Origin of the sequence: Arsukibacterium tuosuense (assembly GCF_900215315.1) — a bacterium.
GTDB lineage: Bacteria > Pseudomonadota > Gammaproteobacteria > Enterobacterales > Alteromonadaceae > Alishewanella > Alishewanella tuosuense.
In genome coordinates this window covers 40,820-63,963 of record NZ_OBEB01000011.1, presented here as the reverse complement: position 1 = coordinate 63,963, position 23,144 = coordinate 40,820, and the positions used below count along the sequence as shown (strand labels likewise).

The window sequence follows — 23,144 nt, the reverse complement described above, 5'->3', positions numbered from 1 at the left end:
TACAGATAACCGCTCAGCTGGGCAAGCTCAGCCTCAATTTGGCCAGTATGCTGAGCGCTGCTGGTTGTGTTATGGTTAACATATTTCGCCAACATCGCTATAGCTGCAAGGATAACAAGTCTATGTTAAAGCAATTATCATTATGGTTGGCCCTGAGTGCCGTGCTGTCAGGGCTGGCAACCGCGGCAGATTATGCAGAATTTACCACGCCTGGCCTCGCTAAAGCGCAAATTACCCATAGCGATATTGCGCCACTTATTACCTATTACAAAGAACAAGACTGGCTGGAAGTTACCGAGCTGGGCCGCTCTGTTGAGCAGCGACCAATATACTTAATTAAAATTGGCGATGGCGAGCGCAAAGTGCTGGCCTGGTCACAAATGCATGGCGATGAACCGACCGCCACCGCCGCTATTTTTGATTTGCTGGCGGTCATTGAGGCGCAGCAAAAACAGCAGGCGGCAACCGGCGAAGGTGGCCCGGCCTGGTTGGATGACATAAGCTTATACCTGATCCCGATGCTGAACCCGGACGGCGCTGAGCGCAACAGTCGCTTTAATGCCCTGGGCATTGACGTTAATCGCGATGCGCTGGCGCTGCAAACCCCTGAAGGTCAGCTGTTAATGCAGGCCGCAAAAAAGATTAAGCCGCACTATGGCTTTAATTTGCATGACCAGAACCGCTACCATGGCGCCGGTGATAACAAAAAACCGGCCACTATCTCGTTACTGGCACCGGCTTATAACGAAGCACGTGAGATAAACCCCAGCCGCCATGCCGCCATGCAATTAGTCAGTGCAGTAAAACCGCTGCTGGATAACGCGTTGCCTGAGCAACTTGGCCGCTATAATGACGAATATTCTATCCGCTCCTTTGGCGATACATTTTCCGGTATGGGGATCAGCACAGTACTGGTGGAGTCGGGTGGCCAGTATAATGACCCGTTCCGCCAGCAGGCCCGGCAGATAAATGTGCAGTTGTATTTAAGCTGGTTAGAGATGATAAGCACTGGCCGTTACCGCGATTTCGATTTAAGCGGTTACAACAGCATTCCGATGAATAACAGCGGCGGTATGAAAGATTTAATTATCAGTAATATCAACTTGCCCCAGGCCGATGGCAGTGGTGTACTGGCCCGGGTAGATTTAGCCTTTACCGCCGGGGGTAATGGCCGGGGCCAGGCAGTGCTGGATGAAATAGGTGATGCCAGTATTTATGGTGGATATCACACTCTGGATGCCAGCGGTATGAACTACAGCCCGGGCAAAGCGTACCCATTAACCGGGCCGCTTAGTTTAAGCGCTGAAAAGTATTTGCAGTTGCTGGCTGATGGCTACAGTCATTTTAGTGGTGAGGCGGGCTTACTAACCAATAGTTCCGGCTTGCCGGTGGCAATAAACCCGCGGGGTGTGAATAAACCCTGGCCACAACGGCGGTCAACCAGCACTTTTCTGCTAAGTAAAGACAGCGCGGTGCAACTGGCCGTAGTCAATGGCCGGCTGATCAGGCTGGCCGATGCCAGCCTGCTTGATGCCTTTAGTGGTAATTAAGCCGCGATGGCTGCTTTAGCCATTATTAGCACTTTTAACCTTTACCAGCACTAAGCCGCTGCTGCCAGGCCAGCAGCGCGGCCAGTAATTTGCGGACGTTGGCCTGAATTTTTTCATCGGTTAAGTCGCCGTCATTATCAAAAGCGCCGCTAAAGGCATTGGCAAATACCTCGGGCTGATTCAGTGGGTGTAAATTAAGATAAACACAGACCTGGCGCAAGTGGTACTGGGCCCGGCTGGAACCCATACCGGCGGCTGAACCCATAATAGCCACTGGTTTACCGCTCAATAAGTGATTGTCGGGCTCACGTGAGGCCCAGTCCAGCACGTTTTTCAGAGCGGGTGCCAGTGAATAGTTATACTCCGGGCACGCGAACAGTATGGCATCTGCCTCAGCCAGTTGTTGCAACAGCGTTGCCACTGCCGGCGGTTTGGCACCCAGATCTGCATTGTAAAACGGCACCTCCATTAAATCTGCCAGATGTATTTTCATGCCATCAGGGCTGTTGGCCATGGCGTAACGCACCAGCCCGCGGTTGGTTGATTTTGCCCGCAGGCTGCCACAAATTGCCAAAACATTAATACTCATTCGAACTCCTTTTTTACTGAGGTTTTAATTCAGGCCGGTTTTCAGTGTAGTACATTTGCGCCGGATTTCGTGCTTAAGTTCAGCGCCGGTAAAGTTGGCAGGGTGACAATAGCCGTTATACTTTAACCTGCTTTGGCCAATACTAATTTACTTCAGGGACCCCATTATGCGTTATTCATTCAGCCTGTTTGGCAGCACAGTGTTTTGTTCAGTATTAAGTTTAGGAATGCTGACAGGGTGCCAGCCCGAAGCAACCAGCCCGACAAATGAGCCGGTGCAACAGCAGTCACCCACCCCGGCTGATACCAGCCAGAATGCGCTGGACTGGCCCGGCAGCTATCAGGGCGTAATTCCTTGTGCCGATTGCCCCGGGATTAAAATGACCCTGCAACTGGATGCCAACCAAGGTTACCAGCTGACGCGCTACTATCAGGAGCGGGCCGATGAGCCAGAGCAGACAGAGGGCGAATTTCGCTGGAGCAGCGATGGCCGGCAAATCCAACTGGATGATGCCGCAGGCAGTCAGTTTCTGGTAGGCGAAAACCGCTTGCTAATGCTTAACCCGCAGGGCGAGCGGATTAGTGGTGAGCTGGCAGCACAATACTGGCTTGATAAACAACAGGACACTGCAGCGCAGAGTGCCGACAACGGTTTAAATATTGCCGGTAAGTGGCAACTGACAGAACTGCTGCAAAAAGCGGTTGATGCAGACAACAAGGTGTTTTTGCAATTTGATAATGCTGGCCGGGTCAGTGGTTATACCGGGTGTAACCGCTTGACCGGTGGTTATCAGTTGCAGGGGCCGAAGCTGAGCTTTACGCCGCTGGCCACTACACGCATGGCCTGCTTGCAGGAGACGATAGAGCCGCAGTTGCTGGATGTGTTAAGTAAAGTCGATAACATCAGCATTGCCGGTGACGAACTGAGCCTGAACCGGGCCAGAATGGCACCGTTAGCCCGGTTTACCCGGTTGCCGGAAAATGCTGACGAGTAATGGGTCAACCGCATACCGGTAAGGTGTTTTTTATCGGTATAACAGGTACGGCTGGCGCTGTCCGGCAAAAGTCTGTAGTTCGCTCTGCCAGCTGGCCCGGATTTGCTGCTCGGTTAAACCTTGCTCAATTTGCTGGCGCAAGGTTGACGTGCCAGCCAGTTTGTCCATAAATGCCGGGGCATTAAAAAACGTCGTGTTATGTTCGCTAAACAGCTGCTGCCAGGTTATTAAGTAGCTTAAATCTAAACCTCCGGCATTTATCTGGCGTAAGTCCTGGCCCTGGCTCGGGATATCTTTTAAAGGCGGATTAAGGGCTGCGCCCGGCGTTGCTACCGGGGTAAATGTGAAATCACCTACACTGAATTTATCATAACCCAGTACCTGAAAAGGATAGGGCGTGCCGCGGCCAACGCTTAACGGCGTCGCTTCAAAAAAGCCCAGCGACGGGTACAGCGCAATGGCCTGGTCATTGGGTAAATTCGGGCTGGGTGGTACTGGCAGGCTATAGGGCATATCGCGCTGGTAATTTGCTACTGGTATAACGGTGAGATCCAGTTGTGCTGCCTGGTCTATCCAGCGCTCGCCTTTGATCATCAGTGCCAGCTCACCGACAGTCATGCCATGCAGCAGCGGGATAGGGTGCATGCCAACGAATGACTGAAACGCTAAATCCAGTACCGGGCCATCCAGATAACGACCATTCGGATTGGGCCGGTCCAGCACCAGCATCGCCACATTATGAGTGGCAGCAGCCTGCATCATATAATGCATCGAGCTGATATAAGTATAGTAACGAACGCCGACATCCTGAATATCAAAAATAACAATATCTAATGCCTGCATTTGCTCAGCACTGGGCGCCTTATTAGCGCCGTAAAGCGACAACAACGGCAAACCGGTTTTACTGTCGACTCCGGAGCTGACTTTGGCGCCGGCATCATGATCGCCCCGGAAACCATGCTCAGGGGCAAAAATACTGACAATATTGACCTGGTTTGCCAACAGCAGATCAACCAGATGTTGTCCGGCCACCTGCGAGGTTTGATTCACCAGTAAACCAACCCTTTTGCCTTGCAACAGCGGCAGATATTCGTCCAATTGCGCTGCCCCCGGGGTAATGTGCTCTGGGGTGGCTGCCTGCTGTGGTGGCGGAGGTTCATTGCAACCGATCAGCCCGGTCAGCAATAGCACAGCCATTAAACTCAGCACTATCCGCATTATTCAGCCTCCAGCGCTTTACTGACAAAACCTTTGCTGGTAGCCAGTGCTTGCTGGCAGCTTGCCAGATCCTGGCCGGTCAGCACCAGTAAAATGGCCAGCTTCGCGCTCATGCCCGCCTGCTGTAATGCTGCATTGGCGGTAACGCTGTCGCAGTCGGTTGCCTGCATGACAATCCGGACCGCCCGTGCTTCCAGTTTCTGGTTGCTGGCGTGTAAGTCGACCATCAGGTTCTGATAAACCTTGCCACTGCGCACCATGGCCGCGGTGCTTAGCATATTTAATAACATTTTCTGGGCGGTGCCGGCTTTCATCCGGGTTGAGCCGGTCAGCACTTCCGGGCCGACTTCGGCGCAAATAGCAATATCAGCGGCGGCCAGGATTGGCCCGCTGGCATTACAACTAATGGCGACGGTGGTCACGCCCAGCTTGCGGCCATAGGCCAGCGCACCCAGAACATAAGGTGTGCGGCCACTGGCGGCAATACCGACCAGCACATCGTTCTGACTGAAGTTAATGGCGGTCAGTTCTGCCACTGCAAGCTCCGGGCTGTCTTCAGCACCTTCTACTGCCTGCTGAATAGCTGTCGTGCCGCCGGCAATCAGCGCAACCACCTGATTGGCCGGCACACTGAAGGTGGGTGGGCATTCGGCGGCATCTAAAATACCCAGCCGGCCACTGGTGCCTGCACCCAGGTAAATCAGGCGGCCGCCGCGGGCAAATGCCTCGACAATCGCATCGACGGCTTTGGCTACCTGAGGTAAACATGGGATTAGCGCCGGGGCAACAGCATGATCGGCCTGATTAATCAGACTGACAATCGCCAGACTATTCAGTTTATCCAGGTTGGCAGAGGCAGGATTACGTGCCTCGGTGCTCATCGTGGCCAACTGTTGCAGCAATTCTGTTTGACTCATCAGACACTCACTCAATAAATTCAGGGTTATAGTTTACGCATCGTTAATTTGTGCCAGCTGCTTTGCAGCCAGGATCAGGCCACCGTCCAGGGCATCTCCCCGGGCAGCTTGCAACAACTTACAGATATCGTCGCTAAGCTTTGACTGGCTGTTGGCTGCCAGGCCGCCAAGCAATACCACTGGTAAGTCACGCTGACCGCGGCAACAGTGAATAAGTTCTGCAATGGCTGCCGCTTGCTGACGCAGCAGCTGCTGCGCCAGAGGGCAACTGCTATGGCTGAATACCAGTGGTGCCAGTGCCGCAAAGTCAGTAGCACTGGCCTGCTTTAACCACGGCAGCACCGTACTGATATTGTCGCCGCAATGCCGGGCCAGCGCCTGAGTCAGTGGGCTGGTCAGGCCATCGTCGCTGTCCAGTTGCCATAGTAACTGGCGCACCGCCAGTTTACCCAGCCAGGCACCGCCGCCTTCATCACCAATATTAAAGCCCCAGCCACCCACTTGCTGCTCGCTGCCATCAGCAGACAAACGCATAGCAACCGAGCCGGTTCCTAACGCCACCATGACCACTGGCTGGCCATTATTAGCGCCGTATAGTGAGGTCCGGGCATCGGTGGTAAGCTGCCAGGCGGCAAAATTAAGCTGCAGTTGCTGACAAAAAGCGCTGTACAACTGCGGGTTACCGGCGCCAGCCAGACCAATACAAGCCATTACTTCATTAAGGCCAATATCGGCTTGCTGGCATAGTTGTAAACTGAGTTGGCGCACATTGCTGATGGCCAGATCCAGATTATTAGACAGCTGGGCTGGACCACCTGCTGCCTGCCATTGCCTGCCACTAACCACATGTTGTAGTCTGGCCACGGTTTTACTGCCTCCGCCATCAACAGCCAGTAAATACATTTAATTCTCCGCAGTGCTTGTTGCCGCTATGGCTGCCGGCAAGGGTGCTGTTATGGGTGCAGGGGGCCGCGGCTTTCCTGCCAGGCAAACTATGCCGGCAACCAGGGTGCCCAGACATAATTGCCAGGTAAAGCCCAGATCCCAGCTTGCCAGGGTTGGGCTGATAAATTGCAACAGGTACGGCTGCATTAACAGGGTGACAGTAAAACCGGCCAGCAGTGCCGCTGTCACGCTGGTGCTGTTGCCTCTTTTGCTGAATAGCGCAGTAAAAAACACGCCCAGCAAACCACTGTACGAAAACACCATTACACTCAGGGCAAACGCCAGCAGCGGCATATCAGAATACTGCTGCCAGTAAAAACACAGCACGGCCATCGCTGATAACGTTACAGCGGTTAGTAACATGGCCCACTGGCCTGCTCTGACATAATGCCGGTCACTGGTCGCCGCGTTGCGGCGCTGGCGCCAGGGTTGATACATATCAGCAACCAGCACCGACGCCATCGAGTTTAAACCGGAAGTAATGGTTGATAAGGCAGCGGCAATCACACCCACCACCACCAGACCACGCAGTCCGGATGGCATTTCATTTAGCACATAATACATAAAGACGGTAATTTGTTCACCGCCAAAGCTGCCACTGTAGCTGGCGTCATTACTGAATACGTCGGGCCGCTGGTAATAGATATACAGCAACAGGCCAATGACGATAAACACCAACATCACCGGGATAACCAGCAATGCTGACGATAACAGTGCTTTAGCGCCGCCGGCGGCAGTTTTACAGGTTAATACCCGTTGGGTCATGTCCTGATCAAGGCCGAACGCCGCAATGTTCAGCAGCACGAAGCCAGTCAGTGCCGACCAGATAGTAAACACGCCACTGCTGCTGAAGTCGGCTCTGAAATCAAACAGCAGTAATTTAGAGGTGCCGTCGGCCAGGGGTTCACTTAATACGCCATACAAACTGGCCAGGTCCAGCTGCAGGCTGCTGTACAAATAGCCCAGCACCACCAACGCGGCAGTGACGTAAACTGCACATTGCATGGCGTCGGTATAAATAACCGAGCGAATGCCGCCGGCCATGGTACAGGCCAGCCCAATAATGGCCAGCAGGGCGATAGCGCTTACCACACTGCTGGCTTCAATATTGTTAAACAACAGCATGGCAACGGCCAGCGCAGCCATATATAAACGGGCACCACTGGCAAAAACCCGGCCAAATAAATACATTTTACCGGCGTGGTTTTTGGCTGTCGCATTAAAGCGGCTCTCCAGCAGTTCGTACACTGTGGTGACTTTCAGCTGGTAATAACGGGGTAGCAGCCATTTTATTACCAGTAAAGTGGCAATAATAGCGCCAATATTGGTGGCCAGATAGGTTAAATTGCCGCGAAAGCCCATGTCAGGGCCGCCGAGGAAGGTGGCTGCAGATTGTGAGGTCGCCAGGACTGATATCGCCACCAGAAAGGGCGGCATGGAGTTACCACCGAGAAAATAATCGCTGCTGTTGTTGGCCTGGCGCCGGTTTACCCAGACAGCCAGTGTTGCCAGCAGCAGGAAATAACCAAAAAATACCGTCCAGTCTAAAAACGTCAGTTGCATGGCAGCGTTCCCGAAGCGAGGTTTTACCGTTAATTTTTCTTTAGCAGAGCGCCGCTACTGGCGGGCGTGCGTTTTTTTTGTTTTACTGCAAGTATCTATTTATCAAACGATACTTTAGCAATCGATACGTTAACAAGCGTTACCTTAACATAAGCGGAGTAGACAGTGTGTTGGATCAGAAAAATTGTTGGTATAGGCTGTTATCGGGGTGTTTTATGTTATCGGTTTTTTTGTCAAGCGGGCCGGCAATGAGTAATCAGCCGCAGCCAGGCACAGAGCGCACTCACCCGGAAGCCACTGGCCCGGAACCCCGTTCAGAACCCCGCTCAGAACCCAGTATCCGGCAGATGCTCGGCCAGAAGCTGATGCTCGATCTGCGCTATTACTGTCAGGATGCGACGCCAGCGGGTAAGTGCCGCACACCCCTGACCAGTCTGCCACCTGAGCTGGCGCAGCTGATCAGTCAGTATGATATTGGCGGGGTAATTTTATTTGCGGAAAATTTGCAGGACAGTCAGCAGATTATTACGCTAAACCGGCAATTGCAGCAGGCCGCCACCCGTTCTGATTTAAAACAGCCACTATTTATCAGTATTGATCAGGAAGGCGGCCGGGTCGCCCGTTTACCCCGGCAGCTGGCTACGTCGTTTAGTGGCAATATGGCAATTGGTGCCACTTACCCGCAACATGGCAACTATTTTGCCGAACAGGCTGGAACCATTCTGGCCGACGAGCTGCTGGCGCTGGGGATCAATGTGAATTTTGCGCCGACGGTAGATGTTAATGTTAATCCGGATAACCCGGTAATCAATGTCCGGGCCTTTGCTGAAAACCCACTGGTGGTGGCAGAGTTGGGGGGGGCCATGACAGCCGCCATGCAACAGCGTGGCGTGATTGCCGCGCTGAAACACTTTCCGGGCCATGGTGATACCCACGTCGACAGTCATCTGGGGTTACCGCGGGTAGAGCATAGCCGGCAGCAGATTGATCAGATCGATTTATTGCCGTTTGCTGAAATTATTAATAAGCAACAGCCCGGCATGATAATGACCGCGCACATTCAGTATCCGGCGCTGGACAGCAGCACTTTTACCGCCAAAGACGGCCAGCAAATGATCAAGCCGGCTACTTTGTCGCGGGCGATCCTGCATGATTTACTGCGCCAGCAACTGGGCTACAATGGTCTGATAGTCACCGATGCGCTGGATATGGCCGGTATCAGTCATTTTTTCAGCCCGCACGACGCGGTAATTGCCACTTTTGCTGCCGGTGCTGATATTGCGCTGATGCCGGTAAAATTGCAAAGCCCGGCCGAGCTGGCAGATTTAGCGGCACTGTTAAACGCCCTCGAGCAAGCAGTAGCTAATGATCAGTTGGACAGCACCGAATTGCGGGCGTCTTATCAGCGAATCATTAGCCTGAAGCAACAGTATCCGCTGTTACCAGAAGGCAACGCTGCTACGCAGCTGGCAGCAGCAGAAAAACTGCTGGGCAGTCCGGCACATCGTCAGGTTGAGCTGGCGCTGGCTCAGGCGGCCATTACCCGGATCCCAACTGCTGATGATGCCAAAAACACCTCGCTGCCGCTGCTGAAAGATAAGCAGATTGTACTGATCATGCCTGACAGCAATAAAGCGGCAGCGCTGAGCCTGGCCTTGCAGCAGCAAAGTCCGCAACCACTGCAGATACAAAGCCTCAGTTTATTACAGGATGATTTGAGCGACGCTGGCCTGCTGTTGGCGCAGGCCGATGTGGTGATCAGTGGTTTTATTACGCCAATGCCATCGCTGGCTGAAATTGGCGGCATGGACGATGTCAGTGCCCTCGGTCCGCTGGCTGCCCGCTATCAGCGTCAGCAGCAGGATTTTCTGAGCCTGCTGCGCCAGGTTGAGCAGTTACAGGCTCCTCATGTATTTATCAGCCTGCGTGCACCCTATGATGCGGCTGTTTACGGCCAGTACGCCGATCTCTCTCTGGCCAGCTACGCTTATAACAGCGAAGATAGCGCCATTGCTGCCGGCGACCCTGGTGCAACCTATACCGCGCTGGCCCGGGTGTTACTTGGCCAGGCCGCGCCTGCCGGTAGCTTACCGGTGACGATAAAACCGGTTCTGCCTGAGCAGACAGCACCGGTTGCATCGAATAACCCGGCTAAGACGCGCTGATGCTGGCATCGGTGAAAGGCCATTGCGACGCCATTCTGGCAAGTTTGCCAGCGCAACGTTTGCTGGCGCTGGATGCGCTGCGAGGTTTAACCATTACCGCAATGATTCTGGTTAATAACCCCGGTAGCTGGAGCCATGTCTATGGCCCGCTGCGCCATGCCGAGTGGCATGGCTGGACGCTTACTGATCTTATTTTTCCTTTTTTTATAGTTATTGTCGGCATATCGCTGCAATTCAGCCTGCAGCGGCAAAGCAGCCAGGGTCAACATAGTCAGGGCCAAAAAAGTCAGGCTAACTGGCAGGTAATACGCCATGCGGCAGTGCGCAGTGCAAAGCTGTTTGGCCTGGGACTGTTTCTGGCGTTGTTTTATTATAATTTCGCCGATCCGGCTTACAGTTACCTTGAACAAAAACTGCTAACGCTGCGCTGGCTGGGTGTATTACAGCGGATTGGTCTGGTGTATTTCGCGACGGTGCTGATAGTGCTGTACTGTGGTAGCCGCGGCCGGATAGCCTGGCTAACAGGGCTGTGTCTGGTGTACCTGTTGGGCATGCTGTACCTGCCGTATCAGGACAGCCAGGGCAATACCTTTAGTGGTTTGCTGTTATTTGGCAATAGTTTCGCGGCCTGGCTTGACCATACACTGCTGGGTGTTAACCACCTTTATTACCGCACGGCCACGCCCTTTGCCTTTGACCCTGAAGGGATCTGGTCGACACTGCCCGCTATTGCCAGTTGTTTAAGTGGCGTGCTGCTGGCCCAGTGGTTACAAACCGAGCGTAGCCTGGCCCATAAAATTCGCGGCCTGCTACTGGCAGGCGTCATAGCCGTGTGGCTGGCCGAGTTATGGCATTTCAGTCTGCCAATTAATAAAAGCCTGTGGACCCCGAGTTTTGTGCTGCTCAGCACTGGCTACTGTGCCATCGCCTTAGCGGCGTGTATCTGGTTGTGTGATATTAAACGCTGGCGGCGCTGGAGTGCGCCTTTTGTGGTATTTGGCGCCAATGCTATTTTGTTCTTTATGCTGGCCGGCATTATGGCGCGGGCATTGGTGATGATCCCGGTCGGGGACGGGCTGCTGAAAGGCTGGTTATTTAACCGGTTATTTCAACCCCTGTTCGGTAACCTTAATGGCTCACTGGCATTTGCGCTGGTTTTTCTGGGGCTGTCGTATCTGCTGATGCACTGGTGTTACCGTAAGGGATACATTTTCAAAGTATAGCCGTTGAGCCTGCCGGCGACATTTGCAATTTGAGCTGCCTGCAGTAAGCTCAATAACAGAATAACAACTAAGTGACCTGTTTATGTGCCGTATTGCTCTGTTGCTGGCATTGCTTTTTTTAACTGCCAAAGGGTTTATTTTCGCTCCAACCTTAGCTAGCGAGACAACTTCGCCAGCAAGCCAGCCGCTGGTAGTAGGTATTTACCAGAATCCGCCGAAAATAGCGGTAAGTGCCGATGGCATGCCAACAGGTATTTTTGGTGACTTGCTGAAACACATTGCACAGCAGCAAAACTGGCAATTAAAACCGGTGAGTTGTGACTGGTCATATTGTCTGGAGCTACTGAAAAGCGGCGATATCGATATCCTGCCTGACGTCGCGTTCAGTCCGGAGCGGGCGCTGGAAATGAGTTTCCATCAAACCCCGGCCTTATACAGCTGGTCAAGATTTTACAGCCTGCCAGAGCATAAAATCACCCAGTTATCTGAGCTGGCGGGTCAGCGGGTTGCGGTATTACTGAACAGTTCGCAAGATTTTTTTCTGCAGAATTACCGGCAACAGCAGCAACTGGATATTAAGCTGGAGAGGGTAAAATCGCTGCAGGCCGCTTTTAATCTGGTGGCCGCCGGGCGGGCTGATATTGCCGTGGCAAATCATTTATTTGGCGATCACCGAGCGGCACAGTTTCAGCTGCAGGCCAGTCCACTGCGTTTTGACCCGGTTGAACTGTTTTATGCTACAGCGCATGGCCGGAATCAGCAGATATTAGCCACGATTGACCAGTATCTGCAGCAATGGCAGGCTGACCCGCAGTCTTATTATTTTCAGACGGTCAGCCGCTGGAGTGAGCCTGGTTTTATAGATAAAACCAGTGTCTCATTGCTGTTGATCTGGTCAGTGTTCAGTAGCGTGTTGTTGTTGCTTAGTGCAATGGCATTGCTTTGGTACCACAGGCGCAGCAAGCGGCAGCTCAGCCAGCTGCAACTGAGCCAGGACCGCCTGACAACCATTCTGAACAGTGTCGATGCCCATATTTACATTAAAGATACACGCCTTCGCTATCAGTATGTCAATCACAAGGTAGCTGAGCTGTTTGGCCGGGCGCCAGAACACATTGTTGGCCATACCGACAGCCTGTTTTTTGATGCCAAAACGGTCAGTCAGTTACAAGTAAACGACCAGCGGGTACTGATTGCTGGCGAGCGAATTGTTGAAGAGGAGATAAATACCACTGCTGATGGCAGCCAGGAGCACGTCTATTTGTCGGTGAAATTGCCACTGCGCCATGCCAACGGTGAAATATATGCGTTATGTGGTATTTCAACTGATGTGACCGAGCACAAGCAGAACCAGGCCGCGATTCATCAGTTGGCCTTTTACGACTCACTGACATCACTACCGAACCGCCGTTTACTGCTGGAGCGGTTAGAGCAGGCCTGGAGTCTGGCCGGCCGTATTCCCTGCCAGGGCGCGGTACTGTTTATTGATCTGGACCATTTTAAAGACCTGAACGACACCCTGGGCCACGCCGTGGGGGATGAATTGCTGAGTCAGGTAGCCAGCAGGCTCGGCAATCAACTGCGTAAAAGCGATACGCTGGCCCGCTTTGGCGGCGATGAATTTGTGGTGCTGTTAGCCGAATTGCAGCCACGACCCGATTTAGCCGGGCAGCGGGTAGAGTTACTGGCCATGAAGCTGATGGATATTCTGAGTCAGCCGTTTCAACTGGCGGAGCGCACCTATACCATTAGTGCCAGCATTGGGATTGCCATGTTCAGCGACGCCGATAATATTGATGAACTGCTGCAGCGGGCTGATTTAGCCATGTACGATGCTAAAAACCGCGGCCGTAACCGCTACTGTTTTTATGACAGTAAGTTACAAGCCAAGGTGCTGGCGCGTTCGGCACTGCATACTGGTTTACGCCATGCGTTAAGTCAGCAGCAGTTTAGTTTGCATTTTCAGCCACAGTATCATCGTGATGGCCAGGTGCTGGGCGCTGAAGTGTTACTGCGTTGGTTTGATGCGGAGCTGGGCCCGGTTTCACCCGCCGAATTTATTCCACTGGCCGAGGACAGCGGCTTAATTCTGCCAATAGGAGCCTGGGTGTTGCAACAAAGTTGTCAGCAACTGGCCGACTGGCAGCATGACACCCTAAAAGCAGACTGGCATCTGGCGGTTAACTTAAGTGTCCGCCAGCTGCATGACCCTAAATTTGTAGAGCTGGTGCGCAATACGCTGCAGCAAACTGGTGCAAATCCGGCAAATTTAGTACTGGAGCTGACCGAAACCCAGTTGCTGGAAGATATTGAAGCCGTTATTGTAAAAATGCAGCAGCTTGGCGAGTTGGGTGTACGGTTTTCGCTGGACGATTTTGGTACCGGTTATTCTTCGCTCAGTTATTTAAAGCGTCTGCCGCTTAACCAGCTAAAAATAGACGGTAGCTTTGTCCGTGATTTACTGGACGACCCCAGCGATGAAGCCATTATCCGGACCATTCTGGCGCTGGGTAACAGCCTGGAGTTAGCTGTTATCGCTGAAGGTGTCGAGACAGTAGAACAATATCTGGCATTGCGTAACTTAGGTTGTCAGCAATTTCAGGGCTATTTGCTGGGGCGGCCGGCGCCGGTTGCTGAGTTAAGTACCCGGCATCAGACACCGGGCTTATAACTCGCTGCGGCTTGAGTTGCTAGGACCAGAGTGCCAACCGGCCCAGAAACAACTGGCCATGTTGCGACAATAACCACAGCAGCAGAATACCGTTACCAATGATGACCAACAGAAACTCCCGCTGAAACAAAAATTTGCGCTTTTTGTGAGACAGTTTTTTCTGGGCCAGCAAGGCGCCGGGCCAGCCACCAATTAAGCTGAATAACTGCAAACTCTGCTCAGGCAGGCGCTGGCGCTGGCGGGCTATCGCTGCGGCTTTGTCGGCCCGATACAGCCAGTAGGTAAATAAACTGGCTTCAATATACAAAATAGGCAGCACGTAGGGCAGGGTACCAAACAGCAGGGCAATCACCACCAGTACCAGAAAGGCACAGCGAAAATACAAGGCAACATCCTGGGTGTAATCAAGGTCAATCAGCTTAGGATCAGTCAGCACAGTCGCCTTGGCGGGGGCGTCGACAACCTTAAGTTGGCAGGCAATTGGCCGGCCCTGCTTATCTTTGCCCAGACTGAATTGCAGCCGACAGCCTTCCGCCGGGCGGATTTTACTGTCAGTGAAATCACGAATATGGAAAAACAATTGCTGGGTGTCGTTATCCGGCACAACGCTGTCCGGCACAACAAAACCGAAACCTTTATCGTCGCGCCAGTGTACTACTTTCCCAGTCAATTGTGCCGGTTCTGTCAGCTGCATAGGCAGTTACCAAAGTACACTTATTGCGAGCACCCGAGTGTACCAGAAGTTAACTGAACAGTGGTTTAACTAGTTAGTGATACTTTAGTTGAAAATACTTAGCCGCATCGACAAATCGATAGCCTGGACATGCTTGGTCAGGGCACCGCTGGATATAAAATCGACACCGGTCGCGGCCAGTTCGCTAAGTCGCCCGGCGGTAATATTACCTGATACTTCCAGTTTTGCCTGACCATTGTTCAGGCTTACCGCTGCGCTGATATCGGCCAGGCTGAAGTTATCCAGCATAATAATATCGGCCCCGGCACTAAGAGCCTGCTGCACTTCAGCAAGGTTTTCAGTTTCAACCTCTACCGGTTTACCCGGAAAGTTTTGCCGGGCCTGGCTTACCGCGGCTGCAATTGAGCCCGCTGCCGCAATATGGTTCTCTTTAATCAGAAAGGCGTCAAACAGGCCAAAACGGTGATTCAAGCCACCACCACAGTGCACCGCATATTTCTGGGCAAAGCGCAGCCCTGGCAGCGTTTTACGGGTATCCAGCAGCCGGGTGGAGGTAGTGGCCAGCAGGCTGGCATAGCTGGCAGTAACCGTAGCAGTGCCGCTTAGCAGCTGCAAAAAGTTCAGGGCACTGCGCTCGCCGGTTAACAGCAATTGGGCCGGGCCTTGCAGCTGGCATAACAGGCTGTCGGCGGCTACCTTGTCACCATCCTGCACCAGCCAGTTAATCGTTACCTGGCCGGACTGTGTCTGCTGATTAAGCTGAGCAAAAACCTCATTTACCCACGCAGTACCACACACTACACAGGCTTCACGGCTGATAATAGTGGCACTGGCCTGCTGGCTGGCAGGGATTAAGCTGGCGGTAATGTCGCCGTCGGCCAGCAGTAAAAAGCCTAAATCTTCGGCCAGCGCGGCCTGCACGCTGCGGCTGATTTCCTGCGCGAGAAGAGGGTGGTGGCTTGCTGCGGTGGCTTGCTCTGTCATATTAATTTCGCTGAATTAGGGTCAGTTGGTTACCTTGCTGGCGGAATTCTAACTGGTTTAACGCGCTCATGCCTAACAAAATCTCGGTACTGCCTAAATTGGGCACCACACTGGCGCTAACCTCTCGCAGCACGATATCGCCCAGTTGCAGCGAGGCAATTTCACTTAGATAGGCAGTGGTAATACCGTTGGCGGTAGCAACCTGAATTTGCCGGCCGCGGGGCAGGCCGAGTTTTTCAGCGGTGCTCTGGGCAATGGCCACCGTGGTGGCACCGGTGTCCAGCATAAAATCAACCGGCTGGCCGTTCAGCAGTGCTGTACCTATATAATGGCCGGCCCGGTTGCGGATTAGTACAGTGCTGATTTCGCCGCCGCTGCCCTGAATGCTTTGCAATTGCTGATTCGGGTTGCGCTTGCCGGCCAGGTAGTCCTGAAAAAACAGAAATAACATTACCAGCAGCAGTAGCCAGGCTAACCAGCTAAAAGCTTTGGCAAAAGGCGTTCGTTGCTCGGGTGCTTGCATTCACTGGCCTCAACCTTGACAATAGTGCCCTAGCTTAATCACAGTGCGGGCTAAAGGCAAAAATTCCGATGAAAACTGCTGCGCAGCCAAGGTGTCCACCGATCCAGCAACGGCCCTCCACTCATTTCGATGAGCGACCGCAGGGTGAGCCGATAAGTTTGCTGGTTATCCATAATATCAGCTTGCCTGCCGGCAACTTTGCCAAAGTACCGCAGCAGGGCAGCCATGTTGACAACTTATTCTGTGGTACGCTCGATTGTACTGCCCACCCCGACTTTGCCTCATTAAAAGGGGTCAGAGTCGCTGCGCACTGCGTGATATGGCGAGATGGCCGCATTTTTCAGTATGTACCCTTTGCTAAACGTGCCTGGCACGCTGGCAAAAGTGAGTTTGCTGGTCGGGCCAACTGCAACGATTATTCGATAGGGATAGAGTTAGAAGGCTGCGATAATATACCGTATACTGAACAGCAGTATCAGAGCCTGATAGCGCTAAGCCAATTTTTGCTGGCAAGCTATAAGCAGATTAGCCCACAGCGGATCGTCGGACATTGTGATATTGCGCCCGGGCGGAAAACCGATCCGGGACCGGCGTTTGACTGGGCGTATTACCGGGCCGCAATTCGAGCCGCAATATAAGGAGAGCAGGGAATGACATTAATCAGTATGTTGCTGGCATTAATTATCGAGCGGCTGGCGGTGCGCAGCGACGCCTGGCAGGCTCAGCGTTATGTCAGAGCGTATTTGCGGTTTAGCCTTAGAACGCCGTTGGCCGGGTTAGCCCGCAATAAGCTGGGCCAGTACTTATGGCTGGTGCTGCCTGGAGCTGTAGTGGCACTGGTGCTGTGTCTGGCAGATAGCCGCCTGCTAACCCTGATTGTTAATACCCTGGTGCTGCTGGTGGGTATTGGTTGCTGGCATTATCGTCAACTGTATAAACAATATCTTAATGCGCAGGAACGTGGCGATGCCGAAGCGGCACATCTGGTAATGCAGCAAGTTCGGACGGACAGTGGCAGCAGTTTCGAGCAAAACAGTTATGGCCAGACGCTGATTTGGCTGAATTTCCGCTACTACGCCGCGACCGCATTCTGGTTTTTAGTACTCGGTGCCTTTGGCGTCATAACCTATGCATTGCTGCGCCAGTTACAGGAGCCGGCAACGGTAGCGGCAACTGAAACAACTGAAGGTGACGAAGTGACTTCAGACTATGCCGAATTACAGCCGGACACCACAGGTCCGGATGCAGTCCATTTTATGACGTATTGGGCGCAGTGGTTACCCACCCGGTTGTTCGGCCTGGGGTTTGCTTTGGTCGGTTATTTTTCGCGGGCGTCAAACACTTTACTGGCTTACTTTCTGGATTTCAGCACGGCCAACGAGCAAGTACTGACCGAAGTGGCCACTGCTGCCGAGCCAATGGAGCAAGAGCAAGTTAATACCCTGGATGAAAGCAGCGCCATGGTGCAACTGGGTAAGCGCAATATGCTGTTCTTTCTGGCCCTGGTCGCAGTGTTAACCTTAAGCGGCTGGCTACCCTGAGATGGCACAGTCTGCAGAGCAGTTACTACCTTATATTGCGGCAACTTTTGATCAAATGCCGTTTAACCGTTTGCTGGGGTTACAGGTAAGCCGGTTTGCCGATGATGAGGTAGAAGTTCGTTTCCCCTGGGCTACTCAGCTGGTGGGCAATCCTATTCAACAGATTTTACATGGTGGGGTGATTGCCACCGTGCTGGATGTTGCCGGCGGCATGATGGCAGTAGCCAGTGCCCTGGGCCGGTTCAGCGACAAAGACCAAAGCGAGCTGGTGCAGCGATTTGGCAAAATGAGCACCATTGATATTCGCACTGACTACCTGCGGCCAGGCCGCGGTGAAGAATTTATCGCCACCGCCAGAGTTATCCGCGCTGGTAACAAAGTGGCAGTGTGCCGGATGGAACTGCATAACGAGCAAGGCGTGCATATTGCACTGGGTACCGGTACTTATCTGGTTGGCTGACGGCCAACTCTCTGAGGTTGCACAATGTCGTTAAGCAGGGAACAAAAGCTCGGTGGTGCGTTCGCCGCCAGTGCTTATACCCTTTGGGGCATTGCCCCATTATATTTTAAACAAATAGATTTTATTGCCGCGACAGAAATTCTGGTGCACCGGATTGTCTGGTCCTGCCTGCTGTTATTGCTGGTGCTACTGGCGCTGAAGCAGGGTCGGCAGCTTATCCGGTTAATGCGCCAGCCAAAGTTAATGCTCTGGCTGTTGTTCACCGCAGTAATTCTTGGCGCCAACTGGGGGCTGTTTATCTGGGCGGTTAACAGCGACCATATGCTGGAAGCCAGCCTGGGCTATTATATTAACCCGCTGCTGAATGTGTTGCTGGGCATGTTATTTCTGGGCGAACGGTTAAGAACCCTGCAGTGGCTTGCCCTGGGGCTGGCTGCGACGGGCGTGGTGATCCAGGTGGTTATTTTTGGCTCTATTCCCTGGGTCGCGCTGGCGCTGGCGGGGTCATTTGCTATTTATGGTTTGCTGCGTAAAAAACTGGCGGTGGAGGCGATAACCGGCCTGTTTGTTGAATCATTATTGCTGCTACCTGTGGCATTGCTGTACTGGTGGTTTTATGCCGATAGTAGTGCCGTTAATATGCTGAACAATAGCGCGGGTTTGAATTTACTGCTGGTGGCCGCGGCCTTTGTTACCACTATTCCTTTGCTATGCTTTATTGCCGGTGCCAGGCGCCTGCAGTTGTCGACTATGGGCTTTTTTCAGTATATCGGCCCCAGCCTGATGTTTGTGTTTGGGGTCTGGTTGTATCATGAGCCTTTGCGGCCTGCCAGTTTAATTACCTTTGGTTTTATCTGGCTGGCTTTGCTGATTTACAGCATGGATGCATGGCGCCATCTGCGTTACCAGCGCAACCTGTTGCGCAGCGCGGTGTGTTAAGCCAGTGCGCAGTTTACCGTTAATGTCGTTGCAGGAGTAAGTTATGCCAGGCCCGTTAGACTTAATTGCTGTTATCTGGTTTTTTGTATTGTGGATAGGCTATACCCTGTTTGCCAAACGCAAGGCCAAAGTGGTTAGTTGTTTATCGTTCGAGTTACGGCGTAAGCGCACTGACTGGATGCAGAAAATGCTGACCCGCGACAATAAAATGGCTGATGTCGGGTTAATTTCCACCCTGGAGCGCAATGTTACGTTTTTTGCCTCCAGTTCGCTGCTCATTTTAGCGGGTTTACTGACTGCCATGTCATCGGCTGAAAAGCTCAGCCTGATGTTGTCTAATCTGGTGCCCTGGGCAAATTACAGCGAAGGTTCAGTGCAACTGAAGTTGCTGTTGCTGACCTTTATTTTCGTTTTTGCATTTTTTCAGTTTACCTGGTCATTACGCCAGTACGGTTTTTGCGGGGTACTAATAGGCGCAGCGCCAGAAGGCCGTGATTTAACAGCAGATGATCAGGCGTTATACGCCAACCGGGCTGCCAAGGTCATTGATCAGGCCGGCCATTCTTTTAATTATGGCCTGCGTTCTATTTATTTTTCGTTATCGGCATTGTCGTGGTTTATTGACCCTATATTGTTTATGGTCAGTGCGGTGGTGGTGATGATAGTAATGAAGCAGCGGGAGTTTCACTCTAAAGTGCTGAAAGCCCTGCAGGAATGCTAAAAAGGGGTCAGAGTGAATAATTTATTCACTCTGACCCCTTTTCGCTTGTAATCACGGATTAGCGCCGCTCAAAGGCTTTTATTACCCGGGCGACGCCGTCGACATTGCGGGCAATATCTACCGCTTTATCTGCTTCCGGTCCATGCACCAGGCCCATTAAAAACACTTCGGCATTTTCGGTTACCACTTTAATGTTCAGGCCGCTTACATCATCATCGGCCAGCAGCTTGCTTTTTACCTTAGTAGTGATCCAGCTGTCGCGGGTGCGGGTGGTTAACGATGTGCTGTTGCCAAGCCGGATTTGATTGTGAATATCCCGCATGCCAGGTGTATCTTTGATCAGTTGCTCTGCCTGCTGCTTTATCGTATTGCTGCTGACCTGACCGGTCAGTAAAATGACCCCGTTGTAACTGGTGACGTTAATGTTGCTGCCGTCAGGAATACTGTCTGCAGTCCCTATTGTGCGCCGGGCGCGGATAACAATACTGTTGTCGTCCAGCTGCGAGCCCAGGGTACGACGATCGTTCGCCGCACTCGCCGCGGTTGCACCACCGGCGACCACTGCTGCCGCGCACCCCTGCAATAAAACAAAGGCGACAGTCAATGCAATAAGTTTGCTGATATTCATAGTTCTCCCTGCTGTGGAAACAGCGTAGTGTCAATTAGTTCGCAAATGCAATGCAGCAAAAAGGTGTAGCACTCAAAGACCCGGGCTGGCCGGTGGGCCGGCACTTTTAACTCGACATCCTGCTGGTTCAGCAGGCCGGCGAGGTCGCTGTCATTATCTATGGTCAGCGCCACCACTTTCATATCACTGGTTACCGCTGCTTCGACTGCTTTTATTAAGCTTTGTTCGGAGCCGGTAAGTGAAATAACCAGTAACACATCGGCTGCACTTCCCAGCGCCCGTACCTGACGCGCCAGATAATCCTGATTAATATGGTTGTTCGGGTGCAGGCTGGACATGTCATTTTGTAATGCCAGCGCCGGCAGGCAGGGACGTTCGGTTTCAAACTGATCCAGTAGCAGCTGGGCGAAATGGCCCGCCAGGCCATCGCTGGCACCGGCACCACAGCAAAGCACTTTGCCGCCGTTAATCAGGCTGTTAACAATAACCAGCGCACTGTTCTCAATAGGCTCGGCCAGCGCTTCACTGGTGGCAATCATGGTCTGAATATTTTCGCTGAAAAGCTGGCGGATTTGTTCTTGCATTTCCCTGTCCTTCTAACTGAACGCATTTTGCAGCCAGTTGTAGTGAAAGGGCTCGCGCCCTTCAATTGCTAATACATCAATCCGGCAAGGCTGACTCTGACCGCCATGTTGCTGCAAGTACCAGCGCACTGCCCTGAGCAGCTTCTGCTGTTTTGCAGCAGTAACCGCCGCCAGGGCACCGCCAAATGCAGCGCTGGCCCGGTATTTTACCTCAATAAACACCAGTTGCTGGCCCTGACGCATTATTAAGTCAATTTCGCCGGCTTTGCACTGAAAATTACGGCAAACCAGGCTCAGGCCCTGTTGCTGCAGATAATCCAGCGCCAGTTGTTCGTAGTATTCCCCTTTGCTATTCATATCCCGCTATTCACCCTCAGGGTTCCTGCACGGCAATTAAGCGGTTATTGCGATAGCTGGCCCAGCTTAGCCGCCGCACCACGCTGCCATCGTTATCCAGGCTAAGCTGACCGGTCAGACCGGAATATACCAGTGCCGGTAAATGCTGTTGTTGTTTCAGGCGGGCGATCAGCTGGTAGGCATCATGGCCCATTGCATACATCCGTTGCAATATTTCGTCCTGATCGGTGAACAGTTGCTGATATTGCTCCCGCAGTTGCACACTGCTTTGCTCGCCCAGCATCCAGGGCATTTCGGTAAAGGTCAGGCCGTTTAAATCGCGTTGCTCGTTACGATCCAGGCTGGCACTGAAACTGCGCGAGCTGGCATATACGGGCAGCCGCGGTGCAGTCTGATTTACCGATACATCAACATAGGGTTTAAATAAACGGGTTTGCACCGGATCAGCCAACAGGTAAATGGCGTCAATGTCCAACCGGCTATGCGGCTCTGCTTCTAACTTAGTATTACCACTGACTAAGCTGCTGATACTGCGAATGCGGTTTTGGCTGCTATCAGTTTCCAGCAAGCTGCTGACAATCGCTTCCAGTTCCGCTTTGGCACTAAACTGATAAAGCTCTGGTGTCGGGTGGTCCATCGCCTGCCACTGACTGGCAAAATGCTGTTGCATCCGCTGGCTGATATTATTACGGGCACTGATCACCACCGGTCGCTGGTAATTTTTTTGCTGAAACAGCTCGGCCATCTGGGCAGCTTCATCTTCCAGACTTAACGCATAGAAAAAGTGATTATCTCTTTTCGGCTGGCCCGGGTCACGGCTGTTTAAAAACAACGTAGGCCAGGGCCAGTCTTGTTGCTGGCTGATTAAATCAACCTGGTCCCGCAGCAGCGGGCCAATCACAAAATCGACCAGCTGCTGTTTTAAGGCGGCAGTAATCTGCTCCGGGCTTTGCTGGCTGTCGATAAAAATAAGCTGTGGTGCGATTTCCTGTTCACTGGCAGCGCTGATTAAGCCATATTGCAGGGCTTTGGCATGCGCCCTGAAATTACCACTTAACGGCAACAGCACACCAATCCGCCGTGGCTGATAGGGTGTTAAGGTAGTGAGCTGCTGCAGCGCCTGCGGTAACGCATCCGGTCCGGGCATAAAGGGATAGCGTTGATGCCAGTCAGCCAGCGCTTGCTGCAGTGCGTCTTGCTGGCCAATATTGACCCGGCTCAGCTCAGCCAGATTTAGCCAGGCCAGGTTGCGGTTGGTGGCATTGGTCCGTAATGTCGCCAGGTTGCTTTGAGTTAACGCGGTAAGTTGTTGCCACAGTAAATCCCATAACTCAGGGTAGTTATCGGTGCTTTGTTGTTGCTGGTCCAGTTGCAGCAACCAGCGGCTGGCGGCCAGGCTTCGTTGCTGTCTGGCATAAAACTGGCCACCGTGCCACAAATATTCGCTTAAATCAGCCTCTGGCAAGGTATCAAGGCTGGTGTTTTCCAGTAAGACACTGGCTCGTTCCAGCTCATTATTCGCCAGATAGGCTTGCAGCAATAGCAGAATATTGCGCTGGCGCACCAGATAATACTCGCTGTTTGCCAGGGTATGGGTTATCGCCAGTGCCAGCGGATACTGTTGTTGTTCCAGCGCCGCGCGGGCCGCGCGCAGTAAATGAATTTGCCGGGCCTCGCCCTGATAGTCGCGGGCTTTCTGATAAAGCGCAGTGGCATCTTCAACAATTGTGGCCGGCAAATCCTGCTCTGTCGATACCACAGGGCGTTCAGCCGTTGTAGTGGGTTGCTGGGCGCAGCTGGCTAACAGGCCGCACAGGCTTAAAAATAGCAGTGGCTTTAATTTGCTGGAATTCACGTTGCACAGTACCATTAGGCTTT

At 52.7% G+C, this 23,144-nt stretch carries 22 protein-coding genes; 10 read left to right on the top strand and 12 right to left on the bottom strand.

The genetic code is table 11. The annotated features are described in order from the left end of the window. Positions 1-122 precede the first annotated feature (122 nt). On the top strand, positions 123-1,550 hold the full coding sequence (locus tag CRO03_RS17990) for a M14 family zinc carboxypeptidase (protein ID WP_097113061.1): 1,428 nt from the start codon (positions 123-125) through the stop codon (positions 1,548-1,550). A 34-nt stretch (positions 1,551-1,584) separates the two neighbouring features. Here the strand turns inward: CRO03_RS17990 and CRO03_RS17985 are convergent, their stop codons facing one another. After that, positions 1,585-2,139: an NADPH-dependent FMN reductase gene (locus tag CRO03_RS17985; RefSeq protein ID WP_097113060.1), complete on the bottom strand. Its 555-nt coding sequence runs from the start codon at positions 2,137-2,139 to the stop codon at positions 1,585-1,587. Between the two features lie 166 nt (positions 2,140-2,305). Here CRO03_RS17985 and CRO03_RS17980 point away from each other — a divergent pair, with 166 nt between their 5' ends. Then, positions 2,306-3,133: an META domain-containing protein gene (locus CRO03_RS17980; RefSeq protein ID WP_097113059.1), complete on the top strand. Its 828-nt coding sequence runs from the start codon at positions 2,306-2,308 to the stop codon at positions 3,131-3,133. A gap of 30 nt (positions 3,134-3,163) precedes the next feature. On the opposite strand, the gene CRO03_RS17975 is transcribed toward CRO03_RS17980, so the two are convergent. From CRO03_RS17975 to CRO03_RS17960, 4 genes are read right to left on the bottom strand one after another with little or no spacing between them, the layout of a single operon-like run. After that, complete coding sequence (locus tag CRO03_RS17975; protein ID WP_097113058.1) at positions 3,164-4,351, bottom strand: exo-beta-N-acetylmuramidase NamZ family protein; 1,188 nt, start codon at positions 4,349-4,351, stop codon at positions 3,164-3,166. Further along, entirely contained in the window at positions 4,351-5,268 is a 918-nt protein-coding gene (murQ, locus tag CRO03_RS17970; RefSeq protein ID WP_097113057.1) for an N-acetylmuramic acid 6-phosphate etherase, read from the bottom strand. Before murQ ends, CRO03_RS17975 begins: the two co-directional genes overlap by 1 nt. A gap of 33 nt (positions 5,269-5,301) precedes the next feature. Continuing rightward, entirely contained in the window at positions 5,302-6,171 is an 870-nt protein-coding gene (locus tag CRO03_RS17965) for a glucosamine kinase nucleotide-binding domain-containing protein (protein WP_097113056.1), read from the bottom strand. Continuing rightward, positions 6,172-7,776 carry a sodium:solute symporter gene (locus tag CRO03_RS17960; RefSeq protein WP_245861731.1) on the bottom strand — a complete coding sequence of 535 codons (1,605 nt, stop codon included), beginning with the start codon at positions 7,774-7,776 and terminating at the stop codon, positions 6,172-6,174. Between the two features lie 248 nt (positions 7,777-8,024). Here CRO03_RS17960 and CRO03_RS17955 point away from each other — a divergent pair, with 248 nt between their 5' ends. The 3 genes from CRO03_RS17955 to CRO03_RS17945 all read left to right on the top strand — a co-directional run bounded on the left by CRO03_RS17955 (position 8,025) and on the right by CRO03_RS17945 (position 13,835). Next, positions 8,025-9,941, top strand: a complete 1,917-nt coding sequence (locus CRO03_RS17955) for a glycoside hydrolase family 3 protein (protein WP_212682452.1) — start codon at positions 8,025-8,027, stop codon at positions 9,939-9,941. Further along, positions 9,941-11,164: an acyltransferase family protein gene (locus tag CRO03_RS17950; protein WP_097113055.1), complete on the top strand. Its 1,224-nt coding sequence runs from the start codon at positions 9,941-9,943 to the stop codon at positions 11,162-11,164. Before CRO03_RS17955 ends, CRO03_RS17950 begins: the two co-directional genes overlap by 1 nt. Before the next feature lie 82 nt (positions 11,165-11,246). Next, positions 11,247-13,835: an EAL domain-containing protein gene (locus tag CRO03_RS17945; protein ID WP_097113054.1), complete on the top strand. Its 2,589-nt coding sequence runs from the start codon at positions 11,247-11,249 to the stop codon at positions 13,833-13,835. Positions 13,836-13,854: 19 nt separating this feature from the next. Here CRO03_RS17945 and CRO03_RS17940 read toward each other — a convergent pair whose 3' ends face one another. The 3 genes from CRO03_RS17940 to CRO03_RS17930 all read right to left on the bottom strand — a co-directional run bounded on the left by CRO03_RS17940 (position 13,855) and on the right by CRO03_RS17930 (position 16,036). After that, positions 13,855-14,529, bottom strand: a complete 675-nt coding sequence (locus CRO03_RS17940; RefSeq protein ID WP_097113053.1) for a DUF1294 domain-containing protein — start codon at positions 14,527-14,529, stop codon at positions 13,855-13,857. 84 nt (positions 14,530-14,613) lie between these two features. Further along, positions 14,614-15,513, bottom strand: a complete 900-nt coding sequence (gene nadC, locus CRO03_RS17935; RefSeq protein WP_097113052.1) for a carboxylating nicotinate-nucleotide diphosphorylase — start codon at positions 15,511-15,513, stop codon at positions 14,614-14,616. Position 15,514: 1 nt separating this feature from the next. Beyond that, positions 15,515-16,036 carry a retropepsin-like aspartic protease family protein gene (locus CRO03_RS17930; protein WP_097113051.1) on the bottom strand — a complete coding sequence of 174 codons (522 nt, stop codon included), beginning with the start codon at positions 16,034-16,036 and terminating at the stop codon, positions 15,515-15,517. 68 nt (positions 16,037-16,104) lie between these two features. Between CRO03_RS17930 and ampD the strand changes: the two genes are divergently transcribed. Genes ampD through CRO03_RS17905 form a run of 5 tightly spaced genes read left to right on the top strand, consistent with a single transcriptional unit; the run spans position 16,105 to position 19,697 of the window. After that, the gene (gene ampD / locus CRO03_RS17925) at positions 16,105-16,674 is read left to right on the top strand and encodes a 1,6-anhydro-N-acetylmuramyl-L-alanine amidase AmpD (protein ID WP_097113050.1); all 570 of its coding nucleotides are present in this window, start codon (positions 16,105-16,107) and stop codon (positions 16,672-16,674) included. Between the two features lie 12 nt (positions 16,675-16,686). Continuing rightward, complete coding sequence (ampE, locus tag CRO03_RS17920) at positions 16,687-17,577, top strand: regulatory signaling modulator protein AmpE (RefSeq protein WP_097113049.1); 891 nt, start codon at positions 16,687-16,689, stop codon at positions 17,575-17,577. 1 nt (position 17,578) lies between these two features. After that, the gene (locus CRO03_RS17915) at positions 17,579-18,037 is read left to right on the top strand and encodes a thioesterase family protein (RefSeq protein ID WP_097113048.1); all 459 of its coding nucleotides are present in this window, start codon (positions 17,579-17,581) and stop codon (positions 18,035-18,037) included. Positions 18,038-18,061: 24 nt separating this feature from the next. Next, a complete protein-coding gene (gene rarD / locus CRO03_RS17910; RefSeq protein ID WP_097113047.1) occupies positions 18,062-18,976 on the top strand; it encodes an EamA family transporter RarD in 915 nt (304 codons plus the stop codon). 43 nt (positions 18,977-19,019) lie between these two features. Next, a complete protein-coding gene (locus CRO03_RS17905; protein WP_097113046.1) occupies positions 19,020-19,697 on the top strand; it encodes a DUF599 domain-containing protein in 678 nt (225 codons plus the stop codon). 58 nt (positions 19,698-19,755) lie between these two features. Here the strand turns inward: CRO03_RS17905 and dolP are convergent, their stop codons facing one another. Genes dolP through CRO03_RS17885 form a run of 4 tightly spaced genes read right to left on the bottom strand, consistent with a single transcriptional unit; the run spans position 19,756 to position 23,121 of the window. Next, the gene (gene dolP / locus CRO03_RS17900; RefSeq protein WP_170949055.1) at positions 19,756-20,325 is read right to left on the bottom strand and encodes a division/outer membrane stress-associated lipid-binding lipoprotein; all 570 of its coding nucleotides are present in this window, start codon (positions 20,323-20,325) and stop codon (positions 19,756-19,758) included. Then, the gene (locus tag CRO03_RS17895; protein WP_097113045.1) at positions 20,322-20,909 is read right to left on the bottom strand and encodes an SIS domain-containing protein; all 588 of its coding nucleotides are present in this window, start codon (positions 20,907-20,909) and stop codon (positions 20,322-20,324) included. The genes dolP and CRO03_RS17895 overlap by 4 nt, the downstream gene beginning before the upstream one ends. A 12-nt stretch (positions 20,910-20,921) precedes the next feature. Further along, entirely contained in the window at positions 20,922-21,266 is a 345-nt protein-coding gene (locus CRO03_RS17890) for a YraN family protein (protein ID WP_097113044.1), read from the bottom strand. Positions 21,267-21,282: 16 nt separating this feature from the next. Then, positions 21,283-23,121: a penicillin-binding protein activator gene (locus tag CRO03_RS17885; RefSeq protein ID WP_245861730.1), complete on the bottom strand. Its 1,839-nt coding sequence runs from the start codon at positions 23,119-23,121 to the stop codon at positions 21,283-21,285. Positions 23,122-23,144: the final 23 nt, after the last annotated feature.